Origin of the sequence: Blautia sp. AM47-4, assembly GCF_003479865.1 — a bacterium.
Classification (GTDB): domain Bacteria; phylum Bacillota; class Clostridia; order Lachnospirales; family Lachnospiraceae; genus Fusicatenibacter; species Fusicatenibacter saccharivorans.
In genome coordinates this window covers 122340-148614 of sequence record NZ_QUHY01000006.1, presented here as the reverse complement: position 1 = coordinate 148614, position 26275 = coordinate 122340, and the positions used below count along the sequence as shown (strand labels likewise).

The 26275-nt window shown below is 45.0% G+C and carries 23 protein-coding genes, 1 other RNA gene and 2 pseudogenes; all 26 read right to left on the bottom strand.

Annotation, left to right across the window (positions count from 1 at the left end; all coding sequences use genetic code 11):
• Positions 1 to 251: 251 nt before the first annotated feature.
• The 26 genes and pseudogenes from DW965_RS06155 to gap all read right to left on the bottom strand — a co-directional run bounded on the left by DW965_RS06155 (position 252) and on the right by gap (position 26250).
• Entirely contained in the window at positions 252 to 1541 is a 1290-nt protein-coding gene (locus tag DW965_RS06155) for an ATP-binding protein (protein WP_118594709.1), read from the bottom strand.
• A 223-nt stretch (positions 1542 to 1764) separates the two neighbouring features.
• Positions 1765 to 2373 carry an ATP-binding cassette domain-containing protein gene (locus DW965_RS20975; RefSeq protein ID WP_330420952.1) on the bottom strand — a complete coding sequence of 203 codons (609 nt, stop codon included), beginning with the start codon at positions 2371 to 2373 and terminating at the stop codon, positions 1765 to 1767.
• Positions 2283 to 3314, bottom strand: a complete 1032-nt coding sequence (locus tag DW965_RS06150; protein ID WP_330420951.1) for an ATP-binding cassette domain-containing protein — start codon at positions 3312 to 3314, stop codon at positions 2283 to 2285. The genes DW965_RS20975 and DW965_RS06150 overlap by 91 nt, the downstream gene beginning before the upstream one ends.
• 313 nt (positions 3315 to 3627) lie before the next feature.
• Entirely contained in the window at positions 3628 to 4548 is a 921-nt protein-coding gene (locus DW965_RS06145; RefSeq protein WP_055226501.1) for an aminoglycoside phosphotransferase family protein, read from the bottom strand.
• Positions 4549 to 4701: 153 nt separating this feature from the next.
• A complete protein-coding gene (locus tag DW965_RS06140) occupies positions 4702 to 5247 on the bottom strand; it encodes a hypothetical protein (protein ID WP_117509083.1) in 546 nt (181 codons plus the stop codon).
• 201 nt (positions 5248 to 5448) lie between these two features.
• The gene (locus DW965_RS06135; RefSeq protein ID WP_119198147.1) at positions 5449 to 5625 is read right to left on the bottom strand and encodes a YccF domain-containing protein; all 177 of its coding nucleotides are present in this window, start codon (positions 5623 to 5625) and stop codon (positions 5449 to 5451) included.
• Between the two features lie 38 nt (positions 5626 to 5663).
• Complete coding sequence (locus DW965_RS06130; RefSeq protein ID WP_117509084.1) at positions 5664 to 6140, bottom strand: LURP-one-related/scramblase family protein; 477 nt, start codon at positions 6138 to 6140, stop codon at positions 5664 to 5666.
• Between the two features lie 116 nt (positions 6141 to 6256).
• Entirely contained in the window at positions 6257 to 6850 is a 594-nt protein-coding gene (locus DW965_RS06125; RefSeq protein ID WP_022463308.1) for a type IV toxin-antitoxin system AbiEi family antitoxin domain-containing protein, read from the bottom strand.
• 203 nt (positions 6851 to 7053) lie between these two features.
• On the bottom strand, positions 7054 to 7215 hold the full coding sequence (locus DW965_RS19090) for a hypothetical protein (protein ID WP_156338048.1): 162 nt from the start codon (positions 7213 to 7215) through the stop codon (positions 7054 to 7056).
• A gap of 242 nt (positions 7216 to 7457) precedes the next feature.
• Positions 7458 to 8078 carry a hypothetical protein gene (locus tag DW965_RS06120; RefSeq protein ID WP_117509085.1) on the bottom strand — a complete coding sequence of 207 codons (621 nt, stop codon included), beginning with the start codon at positions 8076 to 8078 and terminating at the stop codon, positions 7458 to 7460.
• A 16-nt stretch (positions 8079 to 8094) separates the two neighbouring features.
• Positions 8095 to 8859: a carbohydrate ABC transporter permease gene (locus tag DW965_RS06115; RefSeq protein ID WP_147326093.1), complete on the bottom strand. Its 765-nt coding sequence runs from the start codon at positions 8857 to 8859 to the stop codon at positions 8095 to 8097.
• A gap of 21 nt (positions 8860 to 8880) precedes the next feature.
• A complete protein-coding gene (locus DW965_RS06110) occupies positions 8881 to 9729 on the bottom strand; it encodes a carbohydrate ABC transporter permease (protein ID WP_055266562.1) in 849 nt (282 codons plus the stop codon).
• Positions 9730 to 9764: 35 nt separating this feature from the next.
• A complete protein-coding gene (locus tag DW965_RS06105) occupies positions 9765 to 11117 on the bottom strand; it encodes an ABC transporter substrate-binding protein (protein ID WP_118594707.1) in 1353 nt (450 codons plus the stop codon).
• Between the two features lie 220 nt (positions 11118 to 11337).
• Positions 11338 to 11812, bottom strand: a pseudogene (locus DW965_RS22050) (YaiI/YqxD family protein).
• Positions 11813 to 11825: 13 nt separating this feature from the next.
• Entirely contained in the window at positions 11826 to 13286 is a 1461-nt protein-coding gene (locus tag DW965_RS06095; protein WP_119198146.1) for an RNA-binding domain-containing protein, read from the bottom strand.
• A gap of 743 nt (positions 13287 to 14029) precedes the next feature.
• Positions 14030 to 14387: a transfer-messenger RNA gene (gene ssrA, locus DW965_RS06090) on the bottom strand.
• A 128-nt stretch (positions 14388 to 14515) separates the two neighbouring features.
• Positions 14516 to 14986 (bottom strand): SsrA-binding protein SmpB, encoded by a 471-nt coding sequence (gene smpB / locus DW965_RS06085; RefSeq protein WP_022463315.1) that lies wholly within the window; start codon positions 14984 to 14986, stop codon positions 14516 to 14518.
• Positions 14987 to 15005: 19 nt separating this feature from the next.
• Complete coding sequence (gene rnr, locus DW965_RS06080; protein ID WP_055226555.1) at positions 15006 to 16835, bottom strand: ribonuclease R; 1830 nt, start codon at positions 16833 to 16835, stop codon at positions 15006 to 15008.
• 223 nt (positions 16836 to 17058) lie between these two features.
• On the bottom strand, positions 17059 to 17295 hold the full coding sequence (gene secG, locus DW965_RS06075) for a preprotein translocase subunit SecG (RefSeq protein ID WP_055226503.1): 237 nt from the start codon (positions 17293 to 17295) through the stop codon (positions 17059 to 17061).
• Between the two features lie 86 nt (positions 17296 to 17381).
• Positions 17382 to 18725 carry a phosphopyruvate hydratase gene (eno, locus tag DW965_RS06070; RefSeq protein WP_022463318.1) on the bottom strand — a complete coding sequence of 448 codons (1344 nt, stop codon included), beginning with the start codon at positions 18723 to 18725 and terminating at the stop codon, positions 17382 to 17384.
• A 561-nt stretch (positions 18726 to 19286) separates the two neighbouring features.
• Positions 19287 to 20827 (bottom strand): annotated as a pseudogene (gene gpmI / locus DW965_RS06065) (2,3-bisphosphoglycerate-independent phosphoglycerate mutase).
• A 181-nt stretch (positions 20828 to 21008) separates the two neighbouring features.
• Positions 21009 to 22298, bottom strand: a complete 1290-nt coding sequence (locus DW965_RS06060; RefSeq protein ID WP_055267016.1) for a homoserine dehydrogenase — start codon at positions 22296 to 22298, stop codon at positions 21009 to 21011.
• A gap of 15 nt (positions 22299 to 22313) precedes the next feature.
• Positions 22314 to 22697: a RidA family protein gene (locus DW965_RS06055; RefSeq protein WP_022463321.1), complete on the bottom strand. Its 384-nt coding sequence runs from the start codon at positions 22695 to 22697 to the stop codon at positions 22314 to 22316.
• 297 nt (positions 22698 to 22994) lie between these two features.
• On the bottom strand, positions 22995 to 23747 hold the full coding sequence (gene tpiA / locus DW965_RS06050; protein ID WP_022463322.1) for a triose-phosphate isomerase: 753 nt from the start codon (positions 23745 to 23747) through the stop codon (positions 22995 to 22997).
• An 81-nt stretch (positions 23748 to 23828) separates the two neighbouring features.
• The gene (locus tag DW965_RS06045; RefSeq protein ID WP_022463323.1) at positions 23829 to 25022 is read right to left on the bottom strand and encodes a phosphoglycerate kinase; all 1194 of its coding nucleotides are present in this window, start codon (positions 25020 to 25022) and stop codon (positions 23829 to 23831) included.
• Positions 25023 to 25236: 214 nt separating this feature from the next.
• Entirely contained in the window at positions 25237 to 26250 is a 1014-nt protein-coding gene (gene gap, locus DW965_RS06040; protein WP_022463324.1) for a type I glyceraldehyde-3-phosphate dehydrogenase, read from the bottom strand.
• Positions 26251 to 26275 lie beyond the last annotated feature (25 nt).

The following is a 26275-nucleotide window of genomic DNA, read 5'->3' as shown; positions in this document are numbered from 1 at the left end:
TGTCATCAGCGATGCTGTCGGCTTCGAGAATTTTGTCCAGTTCTTCCTTTTTGATCTTCTCCGGCTGGTAAAACGGGTGGAACGTCTGGCTTTGATTAAAGTAACCGCCCCTCTGATACGTTTTCACGTAAATTGGCTAAGGGTTGGCTGTGTTGACGATCGCATCGGCATGAACTTTTGTGATGTCGTTTCGGATGATTTTAAATGGCATGGGGATCACCTTCTTTCGTGGGATTTATAGCTGTTTTAATTTATAAGTTGCAAACAGCGTATAATGGTATATTTACCATCCGCTCCTGCTCTTTATACTTCAATGTTGAAAATCGAACTGCTTCTTCCGGCTGGAATTTTTCGCAATATGTTTTAAGACTATGGGATCGAATGTTCTGTTCCGCCTTTACTTCAATCGGCACAATACTCTTTGCCTTCTGAATCAGAAAATCCTGCTCGAAAGTTGCTTTTTCATTTCCATAATAATATGGCGTATAAGGGGTATCTGAAATCAACTGCTGCAGAACGTACTGTTCTGTAAGCGCGCCTTTAAATTCAACAAAAATATCGTTACCCTCCAATATGGATTCTGCTGGCAGTTCACTCATTGCTCCGAGCAGTCCTACATCCAGTACGAATAATTTATATGCATTCATATTTTTATACGCCTTCAGCGGCATATGAGGCTCATTTACCCGGTTGACTTTATATACTAATCCACAATCCAGAAGCCACTGAATTGCTATTTCAAATTCGCTGCTTCTGGCTCCTTTCTTTATCTGTCCAAAGAAAAATTTTTTATTCTCCTTCGCCAGCTGCATCGGAATAGAATCCCATACCATTCGTATTCTTGGGAGAACTTTTGCTTCAATATGCTTTCCAAAATCACCCTCATACTGCCGTACAATATCACTCTGTATCTGTCGTACTTCTGCATAATCTTTATTCAAGCGAAATGCATCTACAACTGCTGGCATGCCGCCTGTATAATAATAATTTTTCAGCCAGAACAAATATTTATCCGCAAAATTGTCAATTAAATTGTAATCCTTTGTTTCCAATGCACTTTCCAGCCCTTCTTCGTCCATAGCGCACAGGAATTCTCTAAAATTGAATGGATATAAATCCAGTAAATCTACTTTTCCCACCGGATAGGATATTCCCTCATGAAGCGCCACGCCAAGAAGTGAACCTGCTGCTATTACATGATATTCCGGTGCTTCTTCGCAAAAATATTTCAAAGATTCCAACGCTTTCGGTGCATTTTGAATTTCATCCAGAACAATCAATGTATTCTCTGGGGTGATCGTTACGCCTGATTCAATATTGAGGTTCATAATAATACGTTTTATATCGAAATCCGTATCGAAAACCGCCTGCATTCTCTGATTATTGTAAAAAGAAATGTAGGCGGTTTTTTCATAATATGTCTTACCAAATTCTTTCATTAACCACGTTTTACCAACCTGCCGGGCTCCCATTAAAATCAGTGGTTTTCTGTTACTTTTTTTCTTCCAGTCTAATAGTTTATCCATTGCAAATCGACGCATGCTGATCTTCCTCCATTTCTCTTTTTTATTATTTCACATTTTTCCCTGGTTATTCTTACTCTAATTTAACATTTTTCCCGACCTAATTCAATATAAAATTAACATTTTTCCCAACTTCACCGGAACAGAATCTGCTGTGAAACCTTCTCTTAAGACAAACATAATCTCTCCACGGAAAAATACGACGGCCAGCCACCGTCGTATTTTTCGTTATCAAATATTTTTATTTTTCTTCTCTGATCAGTCTGAGTCCGTCTTTTTCCAGCAGATACTCCTTCCCGCACACCTCTCCGATATACTTTCTGTCATGCGAAATGCTGATGATGGCGCCTGGAAATTCGCGGAGCATTTTTCTTATGACCGGTCCCGATAAGGGTGAAAAGTTTCGGGTTGGTTCATCCAGAATCAGCACATTGGCATTGCCAAGGCTCATTTTCAGAAGCAATACTTTTGCCTTCTGGCCGCCGGACAGTTCGCGGATGGGGTGATCCATCTCGTCTGCCGTGTACTTCAGCGATCCGAGATACGTCCGAATCTTCGTCCTCTCACTCTTCTCCCCGGTGGAATCCAGAAAATCGACCGGCGTCATGGAAAGATCCAGCTGATCCTCGTAGTTCTGCGGCATGTAATCTACGCGGAGATCCTCCCGTTCTTTCAGCTCTGCCGCAATCTTTTTCAGCAGTGTTGTCTTGCCTGCCCCGTTCGGGCCGACAATGCATATTTTTTCCGGTCCTCTTATCTTTAAGGTGATATTTTCCGCCAGAACCCGCTCCCCATCCGGCGTTTCCAGTTTCGGAAGCTGATATTCGATGACCGTTTTCCCGGCGGGCATGACTGCCTCTGCTCCTCCAGCTGGAAATAAATCGCTTCCTCCTGCTCCGGCATTTCTGTCATGCGGGCATCTTCTTTTTCAAATCTGCGGTTCATCGCCTTTACGGTATGCATTTTGTCCTTCAGATTTTTCGCCACGGACGGTGCCTGACGGGAACAGTTGTTCAAGGCGTTCTCCACGCTCTGGTATACCTTTCGGTATTTCTCATCGCGCAGCGCTTTCTCTCTCCTGTCACTCTGCGCCTTCTGTTCCTGGCGCTCGAAATTCTGCAGGCGCTCCTCTACATACGTCCGATAGGGAAGTTTCGCAACCGTGTATCTCGATTTTGTCTTCCGCACAATCTGTTCAATATGAATGACCATATTTGCCGTGTTTTCAATCAGCGTTTCATCGTGCGAAATAAAAACAACAATATGCTCCCATTCGCGGATCAGTTTCTCCAGAAGTTCCAGTGTCGCAAGATCAATATCATTTGACGGCTCATCCAGCAGAAGGACCGTGACATCCTCCATGAGAAGACGCATCATCTGCGCTTTCACCTTCTCGCCGCCGGAAAGCTCACTCATCTGCTGATCCCGATAGAAAAACTCTTCCGTCAGACCAAATTTTCTTGCCAGCACCGCCAGATCCTTCGGTGTCTGATCCCAGAACTTTTCTTTTTCATAGAAATACTCATACACCGTCTTCGTTTTCTCCGCCTCCGGAAGTTCCTGCGGCAGATATCCAAGCCGCTCCTTTCCGATGATGCGCTCGCCTGTGGATTCGATGTAATCTTCCGTCAGTGCGGGATCGTACATCCACTTCAGCAGCGTCGATTTTCCGTTTCCCTCCTCTCCAATGATAACGGCCTTATCACCGTCATTCAGTACAAGCTGAAAATCTTCGAGAATCACCCGCAGATCTTTTTTATGTGTCAGTGTTAATTTTTTTATCTGCATCATACAGAAGTCCCCTTTGCTCCGGCAGCCTCTTTTCTGCTTTTTTACGCAAAACGAGCCTGCCCTGCGTACGCAAAACAGACCCGCAAAAAAATATCCCTGTTCTATTCTCATAAAAAAGGGAAATGATTCAGCGATTCTCGTCTTTAAGCGTACACGAAAAACAGGCCTGTTTTCCAGGCTGTCCGTTCTTTGTGTTTTTCTTAAAGTCGATTATCGCAGAAACATTCCCTCACCTTTACACCAATGATGCTCTTTCTTTTTATTTTCTGTTCCCTATTATAGGACAACTTACAGATAAATGCAATCCGTTTTTTTACAAATTGAGAAGTTCCTCTGCCAGCGCCTGTGCATGCTCCAGATACCAGCCGTCTTCGTCCTCTTCTGCTTCCACAAACTCGATATACTCATTCAGCGTGGCCAGCTTCACATCCAGATTGAACTGTTCGCGTGAAATCTTTGTCTTTAACGCTTCATACATCCGATCCAGAAACAGCTCTTTCTGTGCATCGTTCATGTAGAACGGGAAAGTACTCCGTGTCTCGGTCGCATGTGCCAGGAATCTTGCAATGTCCAGAGAATACGGCATCATTCCACCAAATCCCCAGTCAATCATGACAACATTTTCGCCGTCATAGATCACATTCCACTGCAGGAAATCACCGTTTGACATCGTACATGGACAGGTCAGCTGGCGGTCCAGGAACATCTGATACGCTTTCCGCAGAATTGGATCATCCGCTACGGACGATGCTCGGCGCAGAACGCGTTTCCAGTATTCGACAAATCTCTGCTCCACTTCATTTTCCGGCGCTTTGTCCATCGACGGTGTCCAGAAATACGACTGAATTTTACTTAAGGTTTCTGCCGCTTTTTCTGTTGTCTCGTCCGTCATATCCCGCATGTCGTTTCCTTCTACATACTTCATGCAGATCCAGTCCGCATCCTCTGCCTGCCGCATGCCGACATACTGCGGTACGTGAAACTCTCCTTTTGACAGATACTGCGCATAAATCTGCGCTTCTTTGCTGCCGGTTTTCTTCAGTGTATATTTTCCTGCATCTGTCTCGATCACATACACATCGTACTCCCGCACTTCATCTTCCGCCTCGCCCCACTGCTCGCAGATGCGGGAAACTGCTTTTACCGGTTCTCCGATGATTTCAAATGCCATTGTTTTGATTTCATCTGAATCTACTGATTTCTGAAAATTTCCTAACTCCATCTCTTTTGTCAAATCCTTCTCTTTTTCACATTATTCTACTACTATATCACATCTGTGACACTTTTGTCATTCTATCTTTCTGGCTTTTAAAAGCTTTGGAAAGTTTTTTCACAAAAAAGCAGGCGCACCAGACATTGCCGTCTGATGCGCCCGTATCTGTCAATTTTATGATCCAATCGAGTATTCCATCGATGCCACGCTTAAGATAACGGTTGCGCTTTCATCCCCTTCCGTAAAAGCCGTCAGCTGCAGAACCGTATCCTGCTCCCCCTGCCACTGATAAATCTGATTTCCGAGTCCAGTTGCAATTCCTCCGCCGTATAAAGAATTCAGTTCGTCTACTTCTTTCTGAATCCATGTATTGGCATCCTGTTCGATGTCAAAAGTAAAGGAAACCTGACTCAGCTGACCGTCCGAAAATTCCAGATCCATGTTAGATTCTGCATTTTCCAGGGAAAATTTTTCTTTGCTCTCGTATGTCTTTGTGCTGCTCTCATCACCCTGTCCCAGATCTTTTTCATCAAACTTCAGGAAGCTCTGTTTGAAAAGCTGTTCCGAATCCGTTCCCCATTCAAAATCCGCATACTGGAAAACCTGCTCCTCTGTACAGAGTTCCTTTAAATCCAGATCTCTGCTCTGTGATCCTCCTGCAGATGCGCAGCCCGCCAGCAAAAACAAAGGTAATAAAAAGATTGTCTGTCTTATCTTCATAAACTTCCCCCCTTCTGTTTCCTGATTTTTTAATTAATACTGAATATTCTATCGTTTCTTTATTTTTTCTGTAAATTTATGGTATCATACTTTATTCTGCTGCGCAATACTTTTATCATGTTTCTATTTGCATCAAAGGAATGGCCGCCTCATGATATGCATAGAAAAAGACCGGTAACCCGATCTTTTTCCATACACCTTTTATCCAATTACACTCGTGCCAAATGGCATAAACGAAAGCCTTGCCATCTTGAAAAACTGCCGTCCAAACGGGATTCCAACAATCGTAATACACCAGATGTATCCTGCAAAAATCCATGCAAGTCCGCCGAACATGCCTCCAAATATAAACCACAGAATATTTCCCAAAGTTCTCATATCCGCATCTCCCCTGACGCCATTCCAGACACCACCAGCTATCCATTATTTTGTGAACAGTTTGCCGCATCGATCGCCAGCACCAGTAATAATGCCGGAATTTCATTGCTCGGATTATCATATTCGATGACATACATGTCACCCCAGCTCAGAAGTTTTTTATGTACGTGGACGACTGCACTGCAGGCTTCATATACATCGTAATCCCATCCCATGAAGTCACCTTCTGCACGCCATCCCATGAAATCTACATCGTATTTGGGGCGGAACAGTGCAAAACGTTTTTCGATATGTCCCATTAACTGCCCGTTCCATTCAATTTCGAAAGTCGGAAGAAAGCAAAATAATTTCTGTTTGATAAACCCAATTTCATTATGCGCCGCATCGTACACATGCAGACGGTGTCCCAGCGAGATAAATTCATTTTTCACAAAATACTTTTGGTTCCCCTGCTCGTCATAGATATCATACGTGTCTGACCAGGAAAATACACGTTGTTTGATTAGTAACTGCATATCTGCTCCCCTTTTCATTTTTCTATCAGATAATCAACTTTTTTATGGAAAATTTTTCCTTTTCCCCTTAATTTTCGACCGCGATTTTGACCCCATTTTTTTCGGTCTGAAACAGTCTATAGCAAAACCTCCATATATCGCAGCACCTTTGGCTTCACACGAAGCTGATCTGCGTACTGCATCAGTCTGTGAATGTTCTTATCCTTGGATGCTGCATAGCGTTTCATAGCTTCTCCGACAATCTGTATATCACTGCCGCTGCCGCGCAGGATGTCACACAGCGTCCGTTCCAAATTGTAAACACGAATTGGATTGCCGGATGGGGATTTCATTTCAATTCTGCCAAGTTCATAGTTCTCCGGCACAACGCGCTTGACAATTAGATTTTCCCGTTTCAAGGATGAAGCATTGTAGCCTTTGGGAAAGGTCATCGTATATTTTGCCGGGGTACGATCCGAATAGCCCCGCAGATACAAAGCAGTATCGTGCGAATAAATTCCGCGCCCATACTTTCGCTGTAAAAGGTAGAAATCATCCTCCCATACGTCGCTCCACACATACAGGCCACGCCCGAAGCGGTATATCTCGCCGCTCTTGACAAACTTCTGTAAAACGCTGCGGTGCAGTCCGGCTTCTGTTACTTGCGCTGCGGTAATCGTACCGTCCTCTGACGCTTCTCGCAGTTCTTCGATTTTCTCCTTAACATTCATGTTTCTCACCCCTCTTTGACAATCACACATTATATTATATTGAAATAATGTGTGATTGTCAACTGTAAAGCGACGAACACACATTAAATTACGCAAAAATAATGTGTGATTGTCAGATACCAGGGAATTTCTAACATGTACTTAAGTAAAAAACAAAGAACGGCATAGCCGTTAAGCTATATCGTTCCTTGTTTCCATATTTTTTAAATTACCACCGCATTACTGGCGTTTTTTCTGCGGACGGTTTCTTCCAGCACACCGAAAAATCCTGCCACCAGCGCCATTAAAATGCCGGTCAAGGTCGCATCTCCTGTTTCTAGGCTTCCGGCTTTGGTGATAGTCGTACATTTTTCATTGTCATTCACAATGTTTCCAGTTCTTACGATTAGGACCGTAGTTCTTATGAAGCGGTTATGGCATAATCAATATATAGAAGCAAATGCAATTGATAAGTTACGGAATATATTGGGCTACAATGCGAAAGGTATCATGACGCATTATTCGGATGACAATGTGTTTTAAAGCCTGTATAAATCGGCACATGCATAGAACATAATGAAACAGCCTCACCCCTGAAAGTCCCGGTAGTGAGGCTGTATTCTTTTCCTTAATCTTTTTCTGTTAATTTCACCCGTTCTCCATTTGTCAGTTCTGATGTGCTTACGACCATCGGTTCGTCTACTTCTGATAAAAGTACCACGAAATCTGAATTTCTATTTGGAAAACATGTCACAGCTTTTTCTTCCAGAATATTTTCATACCCCCAGGCTCCCTTCTGACGCTTAATATAATAGACACACGTTTTTCCAAAGTCTCCTTCATGAATCGCCTGCCGTGTGATCACTTTTGGAAAAACATCTTCAGAAGTGATTTCGATTTTTCCCTCAACGTTTTCACCAATCGAATGTTTTTCATACAGATCTACCGTAAGCTCATACAAATCATCCTTTCGAATGACAGAACACACTTTTCCAACCAGAAGATCTCTGCCCTCCTGCAGCAAAGATTCCGGAACGTTATCATACATGCTGATATAGCCAATTGCCTGATCAGCTGCGCTTACTTCCAAATCAACTGGAAATTCATACTCAATGCTGCCTTCCTGTGCCTCCTCTGTCCAGACGGAAGGAAGCGTTTTGTTCTCTTCTTTGACCGACCAAAACGTTGCGGCAGTTAAAAACAGAAACCACAGAGCGATTAACCCTATACTTATTTTTTTGAACTTCATCGTACTTTCTTCCCCTCTACGCTTTCACACCGGACATACTGATTCCCTGTATCAAATAGTCCTGTCCCATTAAGAATATCAATAAAACTGGTACTGCGTAAAAAACGGACGCTGCATAAAAGATATCCGGCTGTTCCTCTAAAATCTGGCAAAGATACACGGATAACGGCTGCTGATATGGCTCTCTCAAAAAAATGACCGCCTGGTCTACAATATTCCAATTGTCAATAAAAATCAGGATTAATGCAGCAGCAATGGCTGAACTCAAATTAGGCTTTACAATGGAACGATAAATTCTGTATTCGCTGGCTCCGTCCAGTCTGGCTGCTTCTAACGTTTCCTGCGGAAAATCCTGTATCTGCTGACGAATCAGAAATACCCCCAATGGCTGAAACATTGCCGGAAGAATAATTGCCAAGGACGAATTTTGAATGCCCAGCCAATTCGCCACTAAATAATTTGGCACTAAAGTCAGCTGCAGCGGCATAAGCATGACAATCATGTAAAGATAGAACAAAATCTCCTTGTATTTCCACCTGCATTGCCAAAAGCCGTATGCGGCAAGCGGTGCAAGCAAAAGCTGTCCAATCAAAACCGGAATAGTAATAATCAGGGAATTCCACATCATCCGCAAATACAAAGGTCTCTTAAAGAGCAATATAAGATACTCTTCTGGAACTTGTACCGACTTTCCAGCCACAAACAACAACGGAATGACTGCCAAAATGACAGCTCCCATGCAGATCAGCTTTTCGAAAAAATTCGAATATCTCTTTTTCATAAAATCACCCACAAAAGATCTTTACAAATAATCCAGATTCTTCCTCTGGACCCGATAAATGATGCCCAGAAAGATTCCCAGTATGAGAAACATACACCATGCTGCAGCAGACAATTTCTGCATATTAAGTGACAAAAACTGGTTATTCATATAGTGCTGCAGCATATAAACATACGGTGATGGATAGGCCCCATACAGCATATAGATCTCTTTAAAAACCTTAAAAGAATTCACGATCGACATCAACAGCACAACTAACGTCGTTGGTTTTAATAAGATCCATGTAATATATTGGAATTCCTGCCGCCCTGTAGCTCCATCCAGCTGGCACTGCTCATGATAGATCTGCGGAATCCAGTTTATCCCGGACCAGAAAAGGACAATCGAAAAACTGATATTTTTCCACAGATACATCAGGATAATAATCAAAATGGCCCATCTGGAATTCTCAATATCGAACATGTTTTTTCCAAAAAGCTGTAAAAACCCATCCAGAAAACCATTTCTCTCAAACAAATATTTCCAGAAAGCAATCACCGTTCCAGATGGAACGATTAATGGGATCAGGAGCAGGATAAGAAGAATTCGACCTCTCCTCTGCTTTTTCAAAACCAGTACCAGAAGCAAAGCAATCGCCATTCCCAGCGGTATTGCAATCCCGCAAAAAATTCCGGTATTACGGAGTGCTGAAAGGAATAACTCATTTTCGAATAACAGTTTAAAGTTTTTAAGACCCACCCATTCCTTGTTCATCATGTTGTCAATCACTGCAAAATACAAGGACAGAAGAAACGGCACGATGTAAAAAGCCATGATCCCGATAAAACTTGGAAGGATAAAACACATATAAATAAAATTTCGTTTTTTCATTTCATATACCTGATTCCATGGATTAAGGACAGCTTCTACTCATTAACATAAAGCTCTGCTCTTTGCTGGAAAAGCTTCGCACATTCCTCTGGGGTGATTTTCTGCTCCATACATTCGTTTCGAATTTCAGTCAAAATACTGTCTAACTGTAAATCCCGAAAAGCTTTTGCAGAAACTTTTTCATTGTATGCTTCCCATTTTTCTGCTGTGTCGTCATCATTTTCCAATTGATACGCAACAAGCTGCCGTGTGTTTTCTTTGTTCAGCATACTGCCATAGGTAAAGAAATTTCTGTAGTAAGAATCACTGTTTGCATCTTCGAACTCAAATTGTTTCTGACCAATGCAGAATTTGATAAATTCCCATGCAAGCGCTTTATCTTTGCAGCCTGAACTCATGGAAAAGTCCTCACCAATTCTCCAGAAAGGAATTTTTCCATCCGTTGATTTCAACAGGATCGGTTTTGTTGCCGTATCGGTTTCTTCAAACATTCCGCTCGTAGAACCTTCGAGTAAATTTGTAAATGTATTCAGCAGGACACTCTTTCCGGAAAAGCTTTTAATATCCGTAAATGCATGGGTCGCATAGGATGGTTGATATTGATACAGTTCCTGCATTTTTCTCAGAAAATCCACATAATTTTCTGAATCAAAATTTACTTCTTCCTTCTTCAAATAAGCTCTGTCCTCTGTCATCGGCAGAAACACGTAAATATTGTTTTGTACATCAATCGTAAAATCATCATCTGCAATTGGCTTGGCCTGCTGATATAACTCATATAAATCATTGATATCCATTTCGTCCGGGACTTCATAATTCAGTTCATCCGTTATGTTTCTATTCAACCGAAGCATAACATAATAAAAACCTTCCGGAATTTGATACAGTTTTCCATCGACTTCTGCTGCTCGCAGGATATTATCGTAATAATCATCTCTGTTAAAATTAGGATCTGCATCAATATACTGATTTAAGTCCTCGAAATAGCCGCTGCCTTTCGTCTTAATTTCCGATGGTAAATACGTTGCATCATAAATATCCGCCCGTTGATCCGATGCAAGTTCTGTAAGCAAGGTATTTAAGCCTTCATTATACTGTTCATCCGTAACATCATTGTCAAAAACAACCTTTGTTTCAATTTTTACGCCTGGATGCTCCTTCATAAATAAATCAATCATATGCTGGGTCTGCGGCTCAATAAATAAGGTTCCATATGTAAGCGTTCCTTCCAAATCAGCTCCCTCTTCATAGACAGAAATATCATTTCTCACATCTTTTTCATCTTGGGACCCACTTTGTGTGCTTCCACAGGCGCCAATCGCTGCTGCACATAGCATTCCAATTACCACGCAGGATACCTTTTTACCATATTTTCCGAGTTTTTTCATAGGCACTTTTCCTTTCAATTTTTCTCACCGCTTATATTTCTATATTTTATTATATACCCTCCGTTTCATTTGACAATATGCTTATTTTTACTATATTTTCAGAATTATTTTTATTAGTTTTGCACATAAAAATGCCCTGACACTTTTTCCTTTTTGAAAAATAGCATCCGGGCATATCTCCTAATATTATCAAATCACTTTATTTCACTCTCTGATAATTTTATCTTCTAAACTCTTTTCCTTCTTTCTCCTGTATCATCCCTAACATTTTTTCAAAAGACTGTTCAAATCCCTCAGTATCCGCCTTTTTTCGCTTCTTTGTCCTTCTGACACGATGATGCGGGTATTTTTTCACTTCGTTGTTTAAATAACGCTCCATGAGCATCTAATCGATATTCTTATTCGTGTACCATTTACCAGAATGATGAATCGCATAAGAACCTCTTCCCAACGCTATCGCCGTCACACCATAATCCTGCGATACGACAATATCGCCTTTATGACAGACACGGATCAGTTCATAATCCACAGCATCTGCTCCATCACCAACCACGACTATTTCGCTATAATCCGATATCAAATATCAAATCATGATTGGTATCGCACAACAGTGTTACCGGAACACAATGCTCTTTTGCAATTTTCTCAACCGTCTCAATTACCGGACAGGCATCTGCATCGACCAATATTTGCATTCTTCTGTTTCTCCTACTTTATGATTACCCAATTCGATTTTCTGTTTGTTCCATTTTGTACCAACACACCATTTTGCTGTAAAGAAACAAATATTCGTGAAACAGTTCTTTTGGACACACCGATCTGTTCCGCATAATACGCCTGGGTTGCAAATGGGTTCTTTTCTATAGCCTGTAACAGTTTTTCTATCTGAACCTGTTCCTTCGTTCGTGATATTTTAACGCCATCAATGCCATTTTTTATATCATTAACGCCATTTTTTGTTTTCTTGGCGTTGATTCTGGCGTTATTTGTATCGTTTTGTCCTCGATAGATATTGATACGCAAGTCAACTTCTCCACCAATAAACTCCGGTTCCTGTAGTCCAGCAGATTTTACCTTGTCTATAATTCTCGGAATCCCGCTTCCCCAATGTTCAATCAGATTCATATACGAAAAGGCATGTGCAAGGGCTTCATTCCTGATTTTGGAATAGCCTTCTTTCATACGCTCCAACGTTTGTCCCATCGGCAATTTCCCCGGCGATGTGATTTCCAGTCGGTTGTCATACACCGCAATCTGTATTGTACCATGATCCAGATAGCTGCGATGCACCACCGCGTTGATAATCAGCTCACGAATTGCATCCGGCGGGATTTCATAAATATCCTGACGGTAAATGCCGACAAGCGTAGCTCCCAGATGAATATTTCGCAGAACAAACTGAAATGCTTCCTCTATTTGTTCCCACAAAGGACCCGTATATTCCCTTCGATCAACAAAAACCGCTTTCGTTGTTCCCTTAAACACACCGCACTGAATGGCAACATGAAGCCCTCCACAGCCCGTTAAGATAGCATAAGCGTTAGAAGGGTAGTCTTTTCCATCACGTTCAATCAAAATACCCCAGGACCGAAGCTGCTGCTTTCCAACGTCTTTTACCGATGCTTTCTGCTCCTCATTATGGGCATTTTTGACTGCCTGCTCCTTCATCGCTTTACAAAGCGTATCAATTTCTTCTTCTGTAACACTCAGTCCAGTACATAACGCCTGATCAAAATAACGATTGCTTCCCTCAAGCATCAGCTCTTTGATCATATACTCGTCAGCAAGCCGGGTTGTTCCAGCAACACGGACATATACGCCTCTCTCTCGTCCAAGCGCTTTAATGTAATATGGCCGCTGTCTGCCTTCAGAAATTTCTGCCACAATAACCGTCTTGCCATCAACTGTCTGCAGCGTAATATCTGGAATAATTGCCGGTTCACAGCTATCCGAGACGGCATTGGCAATCGCATCCATCTTTTTGAATACATCTTCCTTGTCAAAGCCAACCACTTCTCGGGTTTTGTCCGCAATTCCAAAAATAATTTTTCCTCCGGTTCCATTTGCAAAGGCAACCACAGACTTCATATATTTGATGCTCTTTTCCGGCAGGTTCTCTTTGAATTCTACGTTTTTGGATTCTCCTGCAAGAATTTCTTCTATGGTCATAAATACACCTCGCTATCCGTGTTTATTTTAATAAATCAATGCTTAAAGTTCTCTTTATATCTGTTACCTTAACATATAATTCTCATTCAAGCAATGCAGTACTTTTAAAAATCGTAATTCATTTTTTCAAGTCTGTCAATTCTATTATTTTCCTTTTCTCGCGCATGATCAGATTCAATCATAGGGCGAAAAGTACAGAATCTATTAGTCCCTTACCAACTCAAAACATCCTTAAGCATTTGTTTTACCGCTTCAAAAGTTAACCTGCTGGATATTTTTTTATATTGTGAACAGAAATCTTTGTTATAAGGAGCCACCGTTTTTAAATAGTGCATATGCACTATTTTCTTACCGAGATGACGATCTTGATGAGGATGAATTTGAAGAAGGCTTTTACATTGACTTCTTTTAATCTATCGTCTGTTTGCCATGCCCGCCTTTGTGCGGGCTCTTTTTATCAAGAGTTCGACGGAAGTCGAACTTTCCTATTGTACAAAAAAGCAGGCACATCAAGTATCTCTACTTCATGTGCCTGCAGCACTTTGAAACGGTCTCTTTTACGTTCTTAACAGTGCGAATAAAGATAAAGTTTGACAAAATTTCGAATTTTTCCTTTCTTTTTTGACCAAAATTCATGCGGTTTTAAACGGTCTGAAACGGTCTAAAGCGGCATTTTTGCCCTGTTTTTTCCATCAAAATGTACAAAAAAACCGCTAAAACACTGGATTTTAGCGGTTTTTCAGGTATGGACCTGAGGGGAATCGAACCCCTGTCCGAAAGCCTATTCATTCAGGCATCTCCCATTACAGTCATTCTATTAAAGGTTCCCCCATCGGCACGCCGGATGACAGGCTTGCCGCTTCGGTAGCTTCATAAAATCTTCCATCTCCGCAAAGCTTTGGAAACGAAGTGCTCCGCATCTGTTTGATGCCAGGAGAATAGCCGCGGAAAACTATTCAGCTGACAACGCCGCACTTAGGCAGCGTACGCTACGTAATTATCGTCTGCGTTTAAATTTAGGTTCCAGGTTGATGACGCGGTCCCGGAGTCCACGAATGGCTTCCCAAACTTCAAAACCCCCGTCGAAACCAGTACAAGCCCGTGCTGGTTCTACAGACGCTTTTCTTTGATACGGGGACGCAAACAGATCGTCCCGGTGCAGTGAAAACTCTCTTTCAACTGCCGTATATTGTATTATAGTCTTTCCCCATACTTTTTGTCAAGGATTTTTAATACAGATTTTTAACTTTGAAATCTCTCTCCGCCTCACGTCTCTGATCCTTCTTTGCGATATCCTGCCGTTTATCATACAGTTTTTTACCGCGCGCCAGACCGATCTCGACTTTTACGAGGCTGCCTTTAAAATACACCTGCAGCGGAACGAGCGTGTAGCCTTTTTCCTTGATCTGCGCCTCAAGTTTGCGGATCTCATAGTCGTGCAGCAGCAGTTTCCGGATGCGCAGCGGGTCTTTATTGAATATGTTGCCCTTCTCGTACGGACTGATGTGCATGCCGTAGATGAATACCTCATCACGCTCAATGCGGATGAAGGACTCCTTGATGCTGCATTTTCCCATGCGGAGGGATTTTACCTCGGTACCGGCAAGGGAGATGCCGGCCTCGTATTTATCCTCGATAAAATAGTCATGATATGCCTTTTTATTGTTGGCAATCATTCGATTTCCTTTTTGTTTTGCCATAGCTTTTTCCTCCAGGGATTTATTCTGTCTCGGTTTCTTTTTCTACATACGTAAAATCGATTGTCCGGTTGGCAGGCTCGGCGTTTCGTACACGGACACGCACCGGCTCACCAAGGCGGAATACTCTTCCGTGCTGCTCTCCGACCAGACGGTAATTTTCTTCATCAAAATTATAATAATCGTCTTTCAGTGTCATGATGTGAACGAGTCCCTCAACGGTATTTGGCAACTCCACATAGAAGCCCCATCCGGTCACGCCGGAAATGACGCCGTCGTACTCTTCGCCGACATGCTCCAGCATATATTCGGCTTTCTTCAGTTTCACAGCCTCTCTTTCTGCCTCTGCAGCACGCTGCTCCATCGCACTCGACTGCTCCGCCACATGCTGCAAAATGGACGAATATTTGCCGATTCTGCCGCCCTTGTCGAGACGTCCCCGCAGATCATCCTTGATAATGCGGTGGATCTGCAGATCCGGGTAACGGCGGATTGGTGAGGTAAAATGGCAGTAATATGACGCTGCAAGTCCGAAGTGGCCGCTGCATTCCGGGGTATAAATGGCTCTTGCCATCGACCGGAGCAGCAGGCGGCTGATCAGCGGCTCTTCCGGGGTTCCCTCGATGCTGGTGAGAATCTTCTGCACCTCACCCGGCGTAATCTCATGGGAACGCTTTTCGACTTTGATGCCCTGTTCACGGATCAGCGTCAGCGTTGCCTCCATGCGGTCTCCGTCCGGCTTGTCATGCGTCCGGTATAAGAACGGGATTTCGCGTGTGCAGTATTCCTCTGCCACGGTCTCGTTCGCCATCAGCATGAAGTCCTCGATCATCCGTGTTGCCACGTTCGACGGATACGGGCGGATCTCCACCGGCGTCCCTTCTGCATCAAGAATTACTTTGCTCTCCGGGAATTCAAAATCAATTGCTCCGCGTTCTTTCCGACAGCTCCGGATCAATGCAGACAGTTCCTGCATCTGGCGGAACATCGGAACCAGCTCATGATATTCCTCCAGCAGCTCCGGATGTGCTTCCGGCTCGGTCAGGATTGCATTGACGGCGGTGTAGGTCATGCGGCGGTCCACGCGGATCACCGTCTCAGCGATCTGATGGCCGATCACACGGCCTTTCTCGTTGATCGTCATAATACAGGAGAGTGCCAGGCGCTCCTGTCCTTCATTCAGGGAACAGATGCCGTTTGACAGACGCTTCGGCAGCATCGGAATGACGCGGTCCGGCAGATAGACACTGGTGCCGCGCTTTAACGCCTCACGGTCGAGGGCGGAATTTTCCTGCACATAGTTGCTGACATCAGCGATATGAACGCCAAGCGTCCACGTATCGCCCGCTTTTGTGACGGATACGGCGTCATCGAGGTCTTTGGCATCCTCGCCGTCGATTGTCACCATCTGCCAGCTTTTCAGATCGAGGCGGCCGTTGTAATCGTTTGGAATTACTTCCTCCGGGCATTTTTCTGCCTGTGTGATCACGCGTGCCGGGAACTCCTCCGGGATCTGGTAAGCGTCCACGACTGCCTGGATATCGACAGTCTGGATACGCGGCTTCTTCTCTGTGTCGCCGTCCTTTCCATTCTTTCTGCGGAATCGGTCATCGCGTCCTCTTCTGCCCTGCTCTCCGGCGCGGCGGTCTCTTTTTTCCCGTTTTTCCGTCGTTGTGGATGCACCGCGGCTCTTCTGGTAACGGCCGTCGGAGATCACATCGATTTTTCCTTCTTTTACCAGGATTTCCATAACCTCCGCAAGCTCCGACCGTTTTGCTTTCGGCACCTGCAGCAGCATGGCAATGTCTTTCAGACGCATCGGCTCATAGTTTTTCGAGCTTACGAGATCCATCAGCAGCGTCTTGCGGTTTTTCAGCAGTTTCGAACTTCTGGAACGCGGATGGCCCGCATGACCGCCATGGTTCCCGCTGTTCTGTCCTGCATGGGACGCCGCGCTGCCCTGCGGATATTTCCTCCGATCTTTTTTCTTCTTATTATCTTTCATCTATTATCTCCTCTTTGTAGAAAAAGACACCCTTACGCCTTCTCGTGGGAATAAGGATGTCTTTACTTTGCTAAAAATTCATGTTTAATACAACCGACAGTACAATAAACAGAACTGCCATGATTTTTGTTGCACGGATCAGAGTTCCTTCTGCAGAACGGCTTTTGTTTCTTCCCCAGTAAGTGTCTGAGATACCTGCGATAGCACCGAGACCCTGCTGTTTTCCTTCCTGCATCAATACAACAACGGTTAAAGCAATACAATCAATGACATAAATGACTGTCAAAATCGTTCTTAAAATTTCCACAATTACACCTCCTACGGCCAACTTATATTATTTTACCATAGCGGAAGAACGATTTCAACTGTTATTTGCCTGTTTTACGCCATTTTTCACCATTCTCTTACGCCGGTTCCCTTTTGCGGGAACGGATTCCGGTATTTCGCTTCCTCACCGAGGCGTTCCTCGATGCGGAGAAGCTCATTGTATTTCGCATTCCGCTCCGACCGGCACGGTGCTCCGGTTTTGATCTGGCCGGCGCCTGTCGCGACGGCAAGGTCTGCCAGAAAATCATCCTCTGTCTCTCCGGACCGGTGGGAAATGACGGCGCGGTACCCTGCTCTCTGCGCCATCTCCACCGCATCCAGCGCCTCAGAGAGCGTTCCGATCTGGTTTACCTTGATCAGAACCGCATTTGCCGTGCCAAGTGCAATGCCGCAGGAAAGCCTTCTTACATTCGTCACAAACAGATCATCCCCGACCAGCTGTACTCTGTTCCCGAGCGCTTCCGTCATCTGTTTCCAGCCTTCGAAATCGTCCTCGCACAGCCCGTCTTCGATGGATACGATCGGGTATTTTTCGATCAGTTCCTCATAGTAGGCAACCATTTCTGCGGTATCCCGAAATACTGTCTTTCCGCACTGACGGGATTCCCCGGGAAAGTAGTAGACGTTCCTGCTCTCCTCGTAGAGCTCGCTTGCCGCCGCATCGATCGCGATCATCACGTCGTTTCCGGGCGCATAGCCGGCTTTCTGGACCGCATTGACAATGAGCTGCAGTGCTTCATCGGAATCCTTTAAATCCGGCGCAAAGCCGCCCTCATCGCCGACAGAAGTCGAGTATCCCTTCTCCTTCAGGAGCTGCTTCAGCGTATGGTAAATCTCCGCGCACATGGAAAGACCCTCCCGGAATGAGGGAGCGCCGCACGGCATAATCATAAATTCCTGCAGATCGACGGTGTTGTCGGCATGACGGCCGCCGTTTAAAATATTCATCATCGGCACGGGCATACGGCTTGTGTGGCAGCCGCCCAGGTACTGGTACAGCGGCAGATGAAGCGCATTTGCCGCCGCGCGCGCCACAGCAAGTGAGACACCGAGAATGGCGTTTGCCCCGAGGTTTTCTTTCGTTTCGGTTCCGTCTGCCTGGCACAGGATATGGTCAATCCGCTCCTGCTCGAGCGCATTCTCGCCGACAACGGCATCGGCCAGCACGGTATTGACCGCTTCTACAGCCTTTCTCACGCCCTGCCCCAGATAGCGCACTTCCTGATCTCTTTTTTCCAGTGCCTCAAATTTTCCTGTCGATGCCCCGGACGGCACCTGGGCACGCCCCATATGGCCTTCCAGCCCGAGAATCCCCTCCCCGACGGCCACTTCCACCTCTACGGTCGGATTTCCGCGCGAATCCAGAATTTCTCTTCCTGTCACGCTTCGAATTGGTAAATATCGAAACATAGTTTTCCCTCCTGTTTTGCTGCAAAGTGAACAGTAACCAAGTTTCTTCTCTGCGTTCACAGTATGACCGTGCTATGGGAAAAATATGTTGCTCTCTCTGTCGAAACCTCTTTTTTCCAGTCCTTATTCTTTTCAAACATAAAAAAACGCAATATGAAAGCCATCCGATTTTTCCATTTTCGGATGGCTTTCATAAGTTAGAACTGTGCATTGGACTGAATCCTTTCTTTTTTTGTTCTTTTGTTCTTTTGTTTCGCTTTGTGGTACTTCGTTACGTTTTCTTGGGTCCATACCTTCGCTTTCTTAGTTTATGGGGTAATTCGTTATGTTCTCGGTGGTCCGTCCTCTCTTTCTGTTTTTTTCTTCCGTTTTCTTTTGTTGACTTTACTATATCAGTTTTCTCACCGTTTGTCAACACTTTATTTTGATTTTTTATCTGTTTTTCATTTTTATTCTGTCTCTTATTGCGTAATTATTTTTATTTTCAGATTATTATGATAAAATATCCCTGCCGCACCCGTTTCAAAACGAATCCGGCAGGGACATTTTCACGATTTCTCTTTATTTCTTAATCAGCAGGGATTTTCCTGTCATTTCTTTTGGCTGCTCCATTCCCATCAGCTCGATCAGGGTCGGTGCGATGTCTGCCAGGCATCCGCCCTCTCTTAACGTGTAGGATGGGTCTGCATTAACCAGAATGAACGGAACCGGATTGGTGGTATGAGCGGTGTATGGCTCGCCGGTCTCATAGTCTACAAGCTGCTCTGCATTTCCGTGGTCCGCACAGATAAACATCTGGCCGTCAACCTCTTTTAATGCATCAACTGCTTTGCCTACGCACTCATCAACAGCCTCAACTGCCTGGATTGCTGCGCTCTCAACGCCGGTATGGCCAACCATATCCGGATTTGCAAAGTTGATGATGATGACATCGTATTTCTGGGAACGGATGGCATCCGTCAGCTTGTCGCATACTTCGTAAGCACTCATCTCTGGTTTCAGGTCATAAGTAGCAACCTCGGGGATTTCACAAGGATTCTGTCCTCACCTTTATTTGGCTCCTCAACGCCGCCATTGAAGAAGAAGGTTACATGTGCATATTTCTCGGTCTCGGCGATACGAGCCTGCGTCATGTTATGTGCTGCCAGATACTCACCGAAGGTATTGGTGATCTCTTCTTTTTTGAATGCAACGGATTTGTTCGGGATGGTCTCATCGTATTCCGTGAAGCATACGTAGGTCAGATCCAGACGTTTTTCTCTCTCAAATCCGGTGAACTCATCTGCACAGAATGCTCTTGTCAGCTCTCTTGCACGGTCCGGGCGGAAGTTGAAGAAAATCACAGAATCTTTATCCTGAATCGTTGCAACCGGTTTTCCGTCTTTTTTCAGAACGGTCGGCAGAACGAACTCATCGGTTTTTTCAGCATCATAAGAAGCCTGAACAGCCTCTGCCGCATCGGTTCCTTCTACGCCTTCCCCTTTTGTCAGAGCTTTGTAAGCCAGCTCGACACGATCCCAGCGGTTATCACGGTCCATTGCATAGTAACGGCCGGAGATCACGCCGATTTCGCCGACACCGATCTCATCCATTTTTGCCTGCAGCTGCTCAACATAGGATTTTCCGGATGCCGGAGGAGTGTCACGGCCATCCAGGAAGCAGTGTACATAAACTTTCTCGAGACCCTTACGTTTTGCCAGCTCCAGAAGTCCGAATACGTGGGTGATGTGGCTGTGAACACCGCCGTCAGAAAGAAGTCCGAACAGGTGCAGTGCGGAATTATTTGCTTTTGCATTTTCAACAGCCTTTACCAGCTCTTCATTCTCGAAGAAATCGCCGTCCTGGATTGCTTTTGTGATTCTGGTCAGCTCCTGGTATACAACACGGCCTGCGCCCATGTTCAGATGACCTACCTCAGAGTTACCCATCTGTCCGTCCGGAAGACCTACAGCAAGTCCGCTGGCCTGTCCTTTTACGTACGGGCACTGGCTCATCAGCTGGTCCATAATCGGAGTTTTTGCTTCGCAGACAGCGTTATGCTCGCATTTGTCATTCAGTCCATATCCGTCAAGAATCATTAATACGGTTGGTTTTTTACTCATTGTGAATTCCCTTCTTTGATTTAATTTTGGGGTAACAATCCAGATCCCCATCTCGATTCCGCTTACGCTGCATCTCGATGTTGCTTTTCGCCATATGAAACTCCAGAAAAAGCGCTCCTTCATGCAAGCATGATTCGCGATTTTTCTTCCATTTCGCATGGATCTGAATTGTTACATTTTGTTAGTATACCCGGATTGTCGAAGAAATCTCCTGGATCATCGACATTCCGCCTAAAATCTGCATGGCATCCTCAAAATGGCGCTCTTTGACCTCGTCCGTAATGACGACGATCTCGGCGTATTTTCCATTGACACGTTTCTGAAGCATCTGTGCAATCGAAACCTTGTTGTTTCCAAAGACAGAAGCTACCGATGCCAGCGTTCCATACCGATTTTCAATCTGCATGCGTACAAAATATTTCGACTTAATTTCGCCGACACGCTTGATCGGGCATTCCCGGTAGCATGTGCAGCCGATTCTGCCGCAGCAGTTCCATAAAATATTGCGCACAACATCGAAAATATCGCCCACAACGGCACTCGCAGTCGGAAGCTCTCCGGCACCTCGTCCGTAAAACATCGTATCCTGTACGGCATCGCCTGTCAGGAATACGGCATTGTAGGAATCATTGACAGTCGCGAGCGGATGATTGCTGTCGATCAGCATCGGATGAACGCGGGCTTCGATTCCTTCCGGGGTATCTTTTGCCACGCCAAGCAGCTTGATCGTGCATCCCATCTCTTTTGCATACTCGATATCAGTCGCCGTGATTTTGGTAATGCCTTCGGTGTAAACATCTTCAAATGTCACTCTGGAGTTGAACGCTGCCGAAGCTAGGATTGCTACCTTGCGGCCGGCATCAAGACCTTCCACATCTGCGGTCGGGTCTGCTTCTGCATAGCCCATGTCCTGCGCCAGACGGAGCGCATCACCAAACTCCATGCCTTCCTGCGACATTTTTGTGAGAATGAAATTTGTGGTACCGTTGAAAATACCCATCAGCTCTGTGATATGATTGGCGGCAAGGCACTGTTTCACCGGACGGATGATCGGAATTCCTCCCGCCACGGATGCCTCATAGAGAAAATCTTTTCCGTTTCTCTTTGCTGTCGCAAGGATTTTTTTGCCCTCGGATGCCACCAGATCTTTATTTGCCGTTACAACATTCTTTCCAGCATCCAGGCAGGCAAGAATGTAATTCATGGCCGGCTGTTTTCCACCCATAACCTCAACAACAATCTCGATTTCCGGGTCATTGGCAATCTCCTCGAAGCTGGTGGTAATGATGGAGGGATCGTCAACCTTTGCAGCTGCTTTTTCCACATTGCGCACAAGAATTTTTTTCAGCTCTACACGTGCTCCCAGCTTCGGAAGCATTTCCTCCTGCTGGCTTTTCAGCACTTTATACACACCGGTACCGACAGTACCAAGACCCAGCATTCCGATTTTAATTACTCTTTCCTCTGCCATACTCATCTCTCTCTCTTATTTCAGGGATACGATGCATTCAATTTCCACTTTTGCTGCTTTCGGAAGAGCGGCAACTGCTACACAGGAACGAGCCGGTTTGGACTCGCCAAAGAAAGCACCGTATACTTCATTTACCTTGGCAAAATCGTTCATATCGGTCAGGAAAATGGTTGTTTTCATCACTTTCGTGCGGTCAGTTCCTGCTGCTGTCATGATTGCGTCCAGATTCTTTAAAGAGAGGGTTGCCTGCTCTTCTACGGTTTCCGGGATCACGCTGTCATGCTCTACATCAAAGCCAAGCTGTCCGGAAATAAATAAAAGGCCGTTGTCTGCGACCGCCTGTACATAAGGTCCGATTGCTGCCGGTGCTTTTTCTGTATTAATGATTTCTCTTGCCATAATCATATTCTCCTTTATGCTTTCTTTCGCGTCGTCTGATTTGCCGCGTTTTTTCCCTCTATCATGCGGTTTTTCCGACACTTTTTGTCGTTCCCATCATATCACATGTGGAAGATGTCCGCAAGTGCGAAAAAGCATTGCAGAAGTTTATTACGCCAGATCCTAAAGAGCGGTATTGCCATCACGTCGTAAAACAGCAAACGCACCAAACACTTTCCCTTTGACATTTCTGCCAAATTTCACCGTGTTTGGTGGCGTTTTAGCCTGTTTTATTGATTGATTTCGTACAAAATCTAATTATTTATTGTAGTTTACGATAGCTCCGAAATCTGGTTTCAGGGATGCTCCGCCTACCAGACCGCCGTCGATGTTCTCCTGTGCGAACAGTTCCGGTGCGGTTTTTGCGTTTACAGAGCCGCCGTACTGGATACGGATAGCTGCTGCTGTTGCATCATCATAGATTTCAGCGATGCACTCGCGGATGCCTTTGCAAACTTCCTCAGCCTGCTCTGTTGTAGCAGTTTTGCCGGTTCCGATTGCCCAGATTGGCTCGTAAGCGATAACGGCTGTTTTTGCCTGATCTGCTGTTACATTCAGGAATCCAACCTTTACCTGCTGACGGATGAAATCCATCGTTACACCCTGCTCTCTCTGCTCCAGAGTTTCTCCGCAGCACATGATCGGGGTGATGCCGTGCTCGAAAGCTTTCAGCATTTTTTTGTTTACGGTCTCGCTGGTCTCTGCGAAGTATTCTCTTCTCTCAGAGTGGCCAAGTACAACGTATTTCACGCCAGCGTCTGTCAGCATAGCCGGGGAGATTTCGCCTGTGAAAGCACCTTTCTCCTCAAAATACATATTTTCAGCACCAATCTGGATGTTGGAGCCTTTTGCAGCCTCTACAACCGGGATGATATCGATGGCCGGTACGCAGAAAACCACGTCAACGTCGTCATTTGCCACCAGTGGTTTTAATGTATTAACTAACTCTACTGCCTCGCTCGGAGTCATGTTCATTTTCCAGTTTCCGGCGATAATTTTCTTTCTTGCCATGATCGTTTGATCTCCTTAGTTTTACTTATTGAAACGGTTCAGAGCCACCTCTCGATTCCGCTTGCGCTCTGAATCGTTGTTTTATTTGTCGTTTGCTGCTGCAACGCCCGGCAGTTCTTTTCCTTCCAGGAACTCCAGAGAAGCGCCGCCGCCAGTGGAGATATGAGTCATCTTATCGCCATATCCAAGCTGGTTTACAGCTGCTGCGGAATCTCCGCCGCCGATGATCGTAACTGCATCTGTTTCAGCCAGTGCTGCTGCAACTGCTTTGGTTCCTGCTGCAAAATTCGGCATCTCGAAGCATCCCATCGGTCCGTTCCATACAACGGTTTTAGCAGTTTTAACAGCATCAGCGAACAGTTTTGCAGTTTCCGGTCCGATATCCAGACCTTCCCAGCCATCCGGAATCTGTCCGGCCGGAACAACCTGTGTATTTGCGTCGTTTGAGAATGCATCTGCAACAACGTTGTCTACCGGAAGAAGCAGTTTCACGCCTTTTGCTGCTGCTTTTTCTTTCATTTTGTTTGCATAATCCAGATAATCCATCTCAAGCAGAGAATCACCAACGGTGCCGCCTGCTGCTTTTGCGAAGGTATAAGCCATACCACCGCCGATGATCAGGACATCAACTTTATCGATCAGGTTGTCGATAACAGAAATCTTGCTGGATACTTTGGATCCACCAAGGATGGCAACAAACGGACGCTCCGGATTGTTGACAGCATTTCCAAGGAATGCGATCTCTTTCTCCATCAGATAACCAACAACTGCAGTGTCAACATATTTAGTAACACCAACATTGGAGCAATGAGCACGATGTGCGGTTCCGAATGCATCATTTACGAATACGTCGCACAGGGAAGCCAGTTCTTTGCTGAACTCCTCACCGTTTTTGGTCTCTTCTGCACGATAACGGGTGTTCTCCAGAAGGATTACATCTCCGTCTTTCATAGCCTCAACAGCTGCTTTTGCGTTCGGTCCTACAACCTCAGGATCTGCTGCAAATTTAACTTCCTGTCCGAGAAGCTCGGAAAGGCGAACTGCAACCGGTGCAAGAGAAAGCTCTGGTTTTGGTTCTCCTTTCGGTTTTCCAAGATGAGAGCAGAGAATTACTTTTCCGCCGTCAGCGATCAGTTTTTTGATCGTCGGAAGAGCAGCTACCAGACGGTTCTCATCTGTGATTTTTCCATCGATCAGCGGAACGTTGAAGTCGCATCTTACAAGGACTCTTTTTCCTTTTACGTTGATATCATCTACGGTTTTTTTGTTTAACATGGGCGTTTCCCTCCATATATCCAACTGCATCTGCCGCGCCGTTTCTTTGTTTTTGCGGCATCGCGGTCCTTATTTAAAAATGCAGTTTATAATTTTTGCACACGGAAAATGGCTGTTTTTATGCCGTATTTTTCCGCCGCATTCGCAAAAAGGGCCCGGTCCTTAACAGACCGGACCCTTTGGGCTCTGAAATTTTGCCGTTCAGTTTGTTAAATTATGCTAACTCGCTGAAGTATTTGATGGTACGAACCATCTGGCTTGTGTAGGAGTTCTCGTTATCATACCAAGAAACAACCTGTACCTCTGTTGTTCCGTTGTCCAGCGGAAGAACCATGGTCTGAGTTGCATCGAACAGAGAACCATATCTCATACCAACGATGTCGCTGGATACGATTTCATCTGTGTTGTATCCGAAGGACTCGGTTGCAGATGCTTTCATTTTTGCGTTGATCTCGTCAACAGTTACAGTTCCTTCTACAACTGCTGTAAGGATTGTGGTAGAACCGGTTGGGGTTGGAACACGCTGTGCAGAACCGATCAGTTTGCCGTTCAGTTCCGGAATAACAAGGCCGATTGCTTTTGCAGCACCGGTGCTGTTTGGAACGATGTTAACTGCAGCTGCACGGGATCTTCTCAGATCGCCTTTTCTCTGCGGTCCGTCCAGAGTCATCTGATCTCCAGTGTAAGCATGGATAGTAACCATGATACCGGATTTGATCGGAGCCAGTTCGTTCAGAGCTTTTGCCATAGGTGCAAGGCAGTTTGTGGTGCAGGATGCAGCGGAGATGATGTTGTCGTCTGCTGTCAGGGTCTCATGGTTTACATTGTAAACGATGGTCGGAAGGTCGTTACCAGCCGGAGCGGAGATAACTACTTTACGAGCGCCTGCATTGATGTGTGCCTGAGCTTTTGCTTTGGAGGTGTAGAATCCGGAGCACTCCAGAACTACGTCTACGCCAAGCTCTCCCCATGGGCAGTTGTTAGCATCCGGGAAAGCATAGATTTTGATGTTTTTGCCATCTACTGTGATGGAATCTTCATCGGATGTTACGGTATCAGCCAGAGCATATTTTCCCTGAGAAGAGTCATATTTTAACAGATGAGCTAACATCTTCGGGGATGTTAAATCGTTGATTGCTACTACTTCATAACCTTCTGCTCCAAACATCTGTCTGAATGCAAGACGTCCGATACGGCCAAAACCATTGATTGCTACTTTTACTGCCATGATTTTCAATTCCTCCTAAAAAGTG

What these genes read in the sequence shown, in the direction of transcription:
- tpiA (WP_022463322.1), bottom strand. Translation starts at nt 23,747, where the DNA reads ATGGCAAGAAAGAAAATTATCGCCGGAAACTGGAAAATGAACATGACT.
- DW965_RS06150 (WP_330420951.1), bottom strand. Translation starts at nt 3,314, where the DNA reads ATGATGCAGATAAAAAAATTAACACTGACACATAAAAAAGATCTGCGG.
- eno (WP_022463318.1), bottom strand. Translation starts at nt 18,725, where the DNA reads ATGTTTCGATATTTACCAATTCGAAGCGTGACAGGAAGAGAAATTCTG.
- DW965_RS06120 (WP_117509085.1), bottom strand. Translation starts at nt 8,078, where the DNA reads ATGAAGTTCAAAAAAATAAGTATAGGGTTAATCGCTCTGTGGTTTCTG.
- DW965_RS06140 (WP_117509083.1), bottom strand. Translation starts at nt 5,247, where the DNA reads ATGAAGATAAGACAGACAATCTTTTTATTACCTTTGTTTTTGCTGGCG.
- DW965_RS06130 (WP_117509084.1), bottom strand. Translation starts at nt 6,140, where the DNA reads ATGCAGTTACTAATCAAACAACGTGTATTTTCCTGGTCAGACACGTAT.
- DW965_RS06105 (WP_118594707.1), bottom strand. Translation starts at nt 11,117, where the DNA reads ATGAAAAAACTCGGAAAATATGGTAAAAAGGTATCCTGCGTGGTAATT.
- DW965_RS06110 (WP_055266562.1), bottom strand. Translation starts at nt 9,729, where the DNA reads ATGAAAAAACGAAATTTTATTTATATGTGTTTTATCCTTCCAAGTTTT.
- DW965_RS06115 (WP_147326093.1), bottom strand. Translation starts at nt 8,859, where the DNA reads ATGAAAAAGAGATATTCGAATTTTTTCGAAAAGCTGATCTGCATGGGA.
- DW965_RS06095 (WP_119198146.1), bottom strand. Translation starts at nt 13,286, where the DNA reads ATGACCATAGAAGAAATTCTTGCAGGAGAATCCAAAAACGTAGAATTC.
- DW965_RS06045 (WP_022463323.1), bottom strand. Translation starts at nt 25,022, where the DNA reads ATGTTAAACAAAAAAACCGTAGATGATATCAACGTAAAAGGAAAAAGA.
- DW965_RS06055 (WP_022463321.1), bottom strand. Translation starts at nt 22,697, where the DNA reads ATGGCAAGAGAAATCATTAATACAGAAAAAGCACCGGCAGCAATCGGA.
- DW965_RS06155 (WP_118594709.1), bottom strand. Translation starts at nt 1,541, where the DNA reads ATGCGTCGATTTGCAATGGATAAACTATTAGACTGGAAGAAAAAAAGT.
- DW965_RS06060 (WP_055267016.1), bottom strand. Translation starts at nt 22,298, where the DNA reads ATGGCAGAGGAAAGAGTAATTAAAATCGGAATGCTGGGTCTTGGTACT.
- smpB (WP_022463315.1), bottom strand. Translation starts at nt 14,986, where the DNA reads ATGGCAAAACAAAAAGGAAATCGAATGATTGCCAACAATAAAAAGGCA.
- gap (WP_022463324.1), bottom strand. Translation starts at nt 26,250, where the DNA reads ATGGCAGTAAAAGTAGCAATCAATGGTTTTGGCCGTATCGGACGTCTT.
- DW965_RS06125 (WP_022463308.1), bottom strand. Translation starts at nt 6,850, where the DNA reads ATGAATGTTAAGGAGAAAATCGAAGAACTGCGAGAAGCGTCAGAGGAC.
- rnr (WP_055226555.1), bottom strand. Translation starts at nt 16,835, where the DNA reads ATGGATCTCGTAAGCTCGAAAAACTATGAGCCGATGCGTCTGAAAGAC.
- DW965_RS06135 (WP_119198147.1), bottom strand. Translation starts at nt 5,625, where the DNA reads ATGAGAACTTTGGGAAATATTCTGTGGTTTATATTTGGAGGCATGTTC.
- DW965_RS20975 (WP_330420952.1), bottom strand. Translation starts at nt 2,373, where the DNA reads ATGCCCGCCGGGAAAACGGTCATCGAATATCAGCTTCCGAAACTGGAA.